The 7,444-nt window shown below is 58.8% G+C and carries 7 protein-coding genes and 1 pseudogene; 2 read left to right on the plus strand and 6 right to left on the minus strand.

The features are described from left to right. The first annotated feature begins 505 nt into the window (after nt 1–505). A complete protein-coding gene (locus tag AC5ZG1_RS42920; protein WP_456671273.1) occupies nt 506–769 on the plus strand; it encodes an H-NS histone family protein in 264 nt (87 codons plus the stop codon). Between the two features lie 497 nt (nt 770–1,266). Here the strand turns inward: AC5ZG1_RS42920 and AC5ZG1_RS42925 are convergent, their stop codons facing one another. Both AC5ZG1_RS42925 and AC5ZG1_RS42930 read right to left on the minus strand, forming a co-directional pair. Continuing rightward, nucleotides 1,267–1,764, minus strand: a complete 498-nt coding sequence (locus AC5ZG1_RS42925) for a hypothetical protein (RefSeq protein ID WP_130231185.1) — start codon at nt 1,762–1,764, stop codon at nt 1,267–1,269. Nucleotides 1,765–2,599: 835 nt separating this feature from the next. Further along, the gene (locus AC5ZG1_RS42930; RefSeq protein WP_130231183.1) at nt 2,600–3,073 is read right to left on the minus strand and encodes a hypothetical protein; all 474 of its coding nucleotides are present in this window, start codon (nt 3,071–3,073) and stop codon (nt 2,600–2,602) included. Between the two features lie 377 nt (nt 3,074–3,450). Between AC5ZG1_RS42930 and AC5ZG1_RS42935 the strand changes: the two are divergent. After that, nucleotides 3,451–3,858 (plus strand): annotated as a pseudogene (locus AC5ZG1_RS42935) (transposase); the annotation flags it as partial. 97 nt (nt 3,859–3,955) lie between these two features. Here the strand turns inward: AC5ZG1_RS42935 and AC5ZG1_RS42940 are convergent. The 4 genes from AC5ZG1_RS42940 to AC5ZG1_RS42955 all read right to left on the minus strand — a co-directional run. Beyond that, the gene (locus AC5ZG1_RS42940; protein ID WP_496114128.1) at nt 3,956–4,474 is read right to left on the minus strand and encodes a septal ring lytic transglycosylase RlpA family protein; all 519 of its coding nucleotides are present in this window, start codon (nt 4,472–4,474) and stop codon (nt 3,956–3,958) included. Between the two features lie 509 nt (nt 4,475–4,983). Continuing rightward, on the minus strand, nt 4,984–5,739 hold the full coding sequence (locus tag AC5ZG1_RS42945) for a Crp/Fnr family transcriptional regulator (RefSeq protein ID WP_496136427.1): 756 nt from the start codon (nt 5,737–5,739) through the stop codon (nt 4,984–4,986). Between the two features lie 881 nt (nt 5,740–6,620). Next, entirely contained in the window at nt 6,621–6,806 is a 186-nt protein-coding gene (locus AC5ZG1_RS42950) for a hypothetical protein (RefSeq protein WP_130231043.1), read from the minus strand. A 200-nt stretch (nt 6,807–7,006) separates the two neighbouring features. Further along, a partial coding sequence (locus AC5ZG1_RS42955; RefSeq protein WP_496136428.1) for an ATP dependent DNA ligase occupies nt 7,007–7,444 on the minus strand: 438 nt, incomplete at its 5' end.

Raw genomic sequence — 7,444 nt, forward strand, 5'->3', positions numbered from 1 at the left:
TCACGCCCAAAGAATGCGCAAGCTACTTGGCAAACTCAGGATATGCACGAACCTAACTTCATCGCGATCTAGCGCATATAGAGCGTCGGATCGATCTGGGTGCAAGCTGGCGGCGCTGCGCGATGCCACGCCAAATAATAAGCGCTTCGGGCGGGCTGTTCGCGAGCAATTCGATCTTCACGACCCCTTGCTCGTCACCGAGATGATGCGCGTAGCCCGGCTATATGGCGAACGGCCGGAGATATTTCGCACCGTCGGCTGGCGCCCCCTGGTGGAATTGGCATCCTCGAGAACAACCGCGGTGCAGCGCCGCAAGTTCGAGGCCCGAATCTTGAACGGAGAACGGCTCAGAGGCGCCGAGATAATCCGCGCTCGCCACCAAAATCCGATTTAATTGCGCATTTTAGTCTCAGTTTAACCAAGATGAGAAATCTTAGTTTTTACCCGGTGGGCCTGCGACTTCGAGAACGGGGACACATCAATGAGACGCGCTGAACTCGAAAGAATGGATCTTGACCATCTATGGACTTTGCACGTGGAAATCTCGGACGTGCTGAAGGAGAAGATCACTCAAGAGAGGCGACGGCTGGTCGACAGATTGAATCGATTAGAACGGCCTATTGCCGCACGGCGACCATATCCGCGAGTCTCTCCGAAATATCGAAATCCCGATGATCCGGCTGAGACCTGGGCCGGTCGAGGCAAGTGCCCGCACTGGCTGGCAAAGCAGTTGGCATCAGGCCGGCGGATGGACGAATTCAGAATATGACCCGAGGCTGGCTCCTACTCGAGGCGGCGTAGCTATCAGGCCACTTGCGGGACGGGCAATCTGAGCCGGATGGCGGACTCGACTGGTAACGACGCATTCGGTCGCGTGGACCGCCTTGGCATGGTGGCCCGGTCGACTGCACCGCATCGTGACGAAGTTGCCGCAAGAGCATCACCGGGAGCCTTCAGGATTTCCGCTGTCACGGCTAGGGCGGACGTTGCTCAGCGTGAGCTTCGACGCCGGCTCGTGACTCAAATGCGACATCAATTCGATGGTGCCGCTCGAAGGTGAGTCACGTCAGCCTTCCCATCTTTCACAGTCGGTTTGGCAATGTGGCGACGCTGCAACCTTGGCGCTGGAGCTGCCGCTTTCGCTGATCTCTACGTGCCGGCCGAGTGGGTGCTGGCGCGCAACGAAAGACTGGGGGCAATGCGACCCGCTCAGGCTTGCCCGGCTCGGGTACAGACCTTTTTCGGATTGCCGCGAACCGCAGTCTCTCAAGGCCGCCGAAACGCCACTGCAGCGGATTTTTTCATCTCGGTTAGATACTGACGGGCAGCCTTGCTTATTGCGCGAATGGCTTGCCAGGCCTCGGTGTTTTTCAGCCATGCCTTGGCTTCGCGGAATTTTGTGTACGCCCAAGCAAAGGCAGGAATTGTCATCAGCTTGTCGCGGGTAAGACTGAACAGGCGCTCGACCAGGACGAGCTTTAGAAGCTCGCCGACGATCAACGTTACAACACTGCTCACCATCTGACCGGTAGCAGCCAGATAAGCCGCCACCGGTTTGACCGGTTCCAGCAGGATCACCGGCACCGAAAACAACGCCAACGACGGGTAGGGCCGCAACGATCTGATCCAGGCGCGCAATCGCCTCAGCACCACACGCCTGGCCAGCCAATCCGAGATCGGCTTGGCGATGGCCATGAAAACCGCGTCCGCCAAGAAATACAGGGCGGCCAAGACATAAGTGATCGGTTTCAGGATTCGCTTCAATGTCAACTCTCCTAGCAAATCCAAACACCGAGAGTTCGAAAGGTTTCACCTGCCAGTGCGACGCGGGTCTCATTTCACGGAACAGGTCAGTTCCCCTGACTCCATTGGTCTTCGATATCAGGGAGCTTATTCGCGCGGCTAGGCGGAGGATTATCGCCGTGAGGGGATGAGGTCAGATGAGAGCGGGTCTCATCCTTGCTGCTGCATTCGTGGTGACGGAGCGTCGGACCCCCACCGCACGCCATCCTGTGCACAGTCGCTCGGCCAGACAACGGACGGGCCGAGCGTATGGCGCGATACGCTCGGCCCGCGCGATAAGCTAACAGCGGCAGACCGGCTCGGAAGCCACCACACGCAAAACGAAGCCCCACTCGGGCCGATGTCTCCTCCATCGAGGCAAGCATGCCGCCAGTGCAGGCGGCGATCACTGCACTGGACCCTAGTGCGGCACTTACACTGTCTGGTTAGTCCCGATGCGGGGTGCGGGCAAACTGTAAAATGGTCCGCTGACCGAGGTGGACCGGAAGTGACCGGCCGACTTCTCAAACGGCGCTTTTGACCCACAAGAGACATGGATTGCTTGAAGTGCTGCGTACCAGCCGAGGATACGCGAGCGAGTTGCTTGTGCGGTCACCGTTAGCTGCCGACGCTTTGAGCCTGTTTTAAGCCTGTTGCCGTTCCCTGACTCTTGACGCCCGGTTGACAGTCGCGCCTATGGCAAGGCGCAGCGGGCAAAGGCTTTGCGCACGCAAAGCCCGCCGCCCGGAGGTCTTCCGCCTCCGGGCTTTTTTACTGTCTTGCGATCGCTAGCTTCGGTGTTCCACGAGACCTGGCGCTATTGCGTCTTTACGGTCCCGTTCGCGTTGAAGTCGTTCTTCCGATCATACCCGGAGTCGCGCAGATTTTTCATATACTGCGCGTGGTCCTTGCTGCTCACACCGCCCGGAGCCATGGCGTAGGAATTAGCCGGGTAATAGCCATAGGAAGTAGCCGGCCGGAATGGTGCCGTTGCAATCGCGCCTGCGGTATTGACTGCGCCAGCGGCGACGGCCCCGGCCGTTCCAATCGCCGCGCCGGCTGCATCGGCCGGCCAGAAGCCTGAACGCGCATAACCCGGACCATAATAGCCGTTGTTGTAAGCGTTGTAAGCGCGGTTGGTCATGGCTTCGCTTTGGGCGGCCCTAGTCGCGCCGTAGGCGGAACCATAGTGAGGCCGGTGGCTATTCCGGTAGCTTTGATGAGTCCATGCCGAAGCGGCAGAAGTGGAGACAGTGAGGATAGCAAGCCCAACAAGAATGCTTTTCTTCATGCTCAGCTCCTTCTGAAGCGACGCATCATTCGCGCTAAACCGCGTCAGATAAATTTCGTTCCGAGCGCTCTATAAAGTTTAGGTCCGGCTTGGTGCCTATTTGATTCTCATGCCGGGGTTTTAGTGCCCAAATGCTCGGACCCGCCGTTCCCTCGGCAGGATGACGATTGAGGCCACCCCAGTGTCGGCCTCCTCAGCGCGTCGCCGCGATGTCGCCTACTGGCCCATCGCGACGGATTTGCAGGTCTCGCTCATGTCTTCTTTCGCAGGCAGAGCTGACGTGCTTTGCTCGCCGCGAGCATTACGGCTCGTGACCCTGGCTGTGTGAAAACACTGGGCTGCTGTTATGATTCTCCTGTGATTTTTTGGGGGAATCGATGAGGCGCTTCGTTGAAGAGGCGGATCGTGGGCAGCGGACGCTGTTGCCTGAATGTCTCGATGACTTCATTGACGAGAGCAACCCAGTTCGCGTGATCGACGTATTTGTCGATGCGCTCGGTTTGGCTGAGATGGGCTTTGAGGGTGTGGAGCCGGCGGCCACCGGTCGGCCGTCGTACCATCCCTCGGTGCTCCTGAAGCTTTGCATTTACGGTTATCTGAACCGGGTGCAGTCGAGCCGGCGGCTGGAACGAGAGGCCGGGCGCTATGTCAAGGTGATGTGGCTGCTGGGTCGGCTCGCTCCCGATCACAAGACGATTGCGGACTTCCGCAAGGACAACGGCCTGGCGCTGCGCAGGGTATGTGCGCGCTTCGTCGAACTCTGCCGAGAGATGGGTCTGCTGGCGATGGCGAAGGACGACGCTATCGCCTCTCATCTCCTGATTCTTTGTGTCTTTCCATTTCATGCTGCGGTATGGAAGACTTTCCCTAGCAGGGACAAGCTTAGAGTACCTCAGCGCGAACTTGGGCCACGCCACGATCCGTAATCCCCAACCTCCGCGCGGCACCGAGCGAAAGGTCGAGGACGCGGCCACGAACGCTCGGTCCGCGGTCGGTGATACGAACGACTACCGACCTGTTGCTCTCAAGGTCGGTGACGCGAACTCGCGTGCCGAACGGCAGGCTGCGGTGGGCTGCGGTCAGTAAGCTCCGGTTGAACGAAGAGCCGCTCGCTGTCTTTCCTGTCCGATACGAATAGTAGGAGGCCTTTCCGGAAAATACTCGGTTGGAAGAACGAGTCGCTGAGCGATCTTCCGAACCACGTGTCGGCTCTGCCCCGACCGGAGGTTGCGTTTGCGAATCCTGTTTAGACTGGTCGCGTGCCTCAGGTACCGGCTCTGCGTGTGCCTTTGGAATGATGGACCATCTCTCATCGAAGTTCTGTGCTGCAGCAGGGTCCGTGTGTATCCCCATCCAAGCCGGGGCTGCCGCAATCGCGACCATCCTGAAAATGAGACGCATGATCGGCCTCACAACAAATGGAAAACAAATAGACAATGCAAACTCATGAGGCAGGGTTCCTGCACATGCAGAAATTCCCGCGTCAGCAAAAGATGAGTAAATTCTGGCACTTTCGGGCTATGACGTAAGGCAATGTTTAGGCGCACCGCAGCAAGAAACGCGCATTTCGCTCGGTATGGTTGGTCGAGAGTTTGTTGCTTTTCACCCGACAAGAAGACAGTCATCTCGATGCAGCGCATCGCACTTACAAAGGAGAGGAGGCAGATGTGGAGCAAACTACTGCGGCGCAGCGCGAAATCCTAGAAATGGCGGCCACTGTTACGCATTCCTCTTGGCCCGCTGTACGCGCGATATTTGCTATTGGCCCATCGGCGAAGTGGTGAACTACGTCACCGAAGTCCGCTTGGCGAGGCACAGCGGACTAGATTTCTTCGGTTGAGTTCTTCGGGTTTTGACCCTTCTGCGACATGGGCAACTGGATTTACTGTGATGCAAAACCACGCTTCCCTTCAGGGGATACGCCCTTCATCTGGTACGGCCAATGAGATAGGTCGGGCCGTGTTCATCGCGAAGATCTTCTCGAATTCGAGTCGCATATTGCCGTGGCATTCGCACGCCGCGGCCGCGAGCCGCAACCGGTCGATCTCGATTTGGCCTCGTCGATCAGATTTGATCGCTCCTGATGCGCGCAGATCGCGCATCAGGAGCGTCACCGTCGTTCGTCGCACACCAAGCATTTGCGACAAGGTCTCCTGGGTGAGCGGAAGAACGTCGTGGTCGATGCAGTCGCAAAAATGGAGTAGCCATCGGACCATGCGGTCTTTGACCGTATGCAGTGCATTGCAGGCTGCGCCCAGTTGAAACTGCATCAGCATCGCCCTGCCGTGCATCTGGACCGCGTGCCGGATCGTAGGGCTCCGGTTGAAAGCGGCCTGAAATCGCGACGCGGGGATTCGCGAGGCGGTGCCCGCTGCACGAACGATCGCGGTAGTGGCCGAAGGTGACGACCCGAGCACCGAAAGAAGGCCAAGTGCCCCCTCGCGCCCGACGACGGCGGTGTCGACCGTCCGTCCGTCCGCCATGTCGATCATCAGCGAGATGGCGCCGCTGCGAGGGAAGAAGACATAGTCGATCTCGTCCCCCGCTCGCGCAAGGATCGCGTCCTGATCAAGCGCGACCGTCTCCAGCGCGGGCCGCAACAGATCGAGATCCGATACCGGCAGTGTTGCCAGGAGGCAGTTAGGCATTCCGCCCGGACGCGTCACTGCAGATGACCCGCGGTGAGGCACTTCATTCCGGGCGGTGCGAAGCGGCGGCCTGACATATGTTTAGATCTGCTGTCGCTACTCGCGCTGAGATCCAACTCACTTGCAAATTCGGATATTCCAACCGGATGTCGGCTCAAGCGTGAGTCCTCATCGACACGAACGGATCAATTTTAGGGGCTTGCGCCGCGACATGAGCGCGGCGAGTAAGGGAAGAGAGTCAGTGCAAACGGCAGTCTCGATGCAGTTGCAGCGCGAAAATACGCAAGCTGCAAAAGGTGCTCTTCTCCACTGGCGTTGGGTAGCACCGATCTTCGGTTCCACCCATGTCGAATATGAAGGTCAGCTGGCCTTTGGCGCATTCCGGGTGTCATACAATTGTTATAATTGGACCGGTGCGTCGATCGATAGGGACGGGCGAACAGTGCTGACGGGTAGTGGACTAGCCGTTGCCCGCGTTGGCACGATGGCGTTCTGATCGCCAAGAGGTAACAGATTTAGCGGCTTCCGGTTATGGCTCGACTCGGACCTCGGGGAATGTCCGCCGTCTCGCCGCTGTTGAGGGCATAGCCGACATCAAACACACGCATAGCGTCACGGGTCGTTTGCGACGCGCGCCAGTTCCTGGCAGAGCGGGCAGGTGATCGCTTCGTTCCTTAGCCAGATAAACCAAATCATTCGATGCGTCTTTGCCGCAAAGCGTCCAGTACACTCGCACACCGGGGTGGATGTCGGCGCCTTCACAGGCGTGCACAAGGTCGCGCTTGTCGCACAAGTAAATCGGGAGGCCGTCAATGGTGCGAAAGCTCGTGGCCGGTTCGGGCTCCGACCATGTGCGTTCTTCGGGGTCGTAAGGTTCGATTTCAATAGTTTTCATCGCTCTAGCTCCTTTCATCCGCTTTCGGCACCCCATATCGATCGGCCGACCCGGCGGGCAGCGGCTCGCTTATTTGGTGCTCGATGGCGACGCCCTCCGGATCGTTTTCCTTAAGCCACGCCTGCGCGTCATCTTCGGTATCGAATTTTTTGAAGGTGTTCCGTCCTTCGTAGATCCAGACTGTTGTCATCAGAGAGACTCCTCAATCTAGGTCATCATCCGCCGTTACCGTCGCCTCAACGTCCTCCGGCATCTCGGGCGGATTACCTCTGTTGCACCACGGGCACGGGGCGCCGGCTCCGCCGCATGTGCAAGCTCGCGGCCCTTCCCACGGCCTGTCCAGGTGGTTCTCGCACACAAACCGGCAGTTATCGCAACGCGCGCACCATCTCATCGCAAGTCCTCCCGCAAGCCTTTGAAGACTGGATGCCGCACCTTGCCCTCCGCCGACTTGGCGCGATACTCGATCTCGGCGAGCAGCTTCGGCTCGACCCAGATGCCTTTGTGCGCAATGCGCCTGCTGTAGGGCTGGGTCTTCCTAATCAGCGGCGTCAGGCGCTTCTGCAAGTCCGCGGCCGATGCCTTGTCGAAGCCGTGGTCGACCTTGCCCGCATAGAACAACTCGTCGCCCTTGCGCCGACCGAGATAGATCCCGTCCCATTTGCCTTCGTCCAAGGCGAACCCAGCGATTGTCAGCGTCTCACGCTGGCGGCAAGTCACCTTCAACCACTCGGCGGCTTGGCCTGACGCATAGCGGCTACTGCGCACTTTCGAAACCACGCCCTCAAGTCCGACCTTGCAGGCGTGCTCGTACATCTCGCGTCCGTT

The organism is Bradyrhizobium sp. Leo78 (assembly GCF_059512425.1).

What these genes read in the sequence shown, in the direction of transcription:
- AC5ZG1_RS42920 (WP_456671273.1), top strand. Translation starts at nt 506, where the DNA reads ATGGATCTTGACCATCTATGGACTTTGCACGTGGAAATCTCGGACGTG.
- AC5ZG1_RS42930 (WP_130231183.1), bottom strand. Translation starts at nt 3,073, where the DNA reads ATGAAGAAAAGCATTCTTGTTGGGCTTGCTATCCTCACTGTCTCCACT.
- AC5ZG1_RS42940 (WP_496114128.1), bottom strand. Translation starts at nt 4,474, where the DNA reads ATGCGTCTCATTTTCAGGATGGTCGCGATTGCGGCAGCCCCGGCTTGG.
- AC5ZG1_RS42950 (WP_130231043.1), bottom strand. Translation starts at nt 6,806, where the DNA reads ATGACAACAGTCTGGATCTACGAAGGACGGAACACCTTCAAAAAATTC.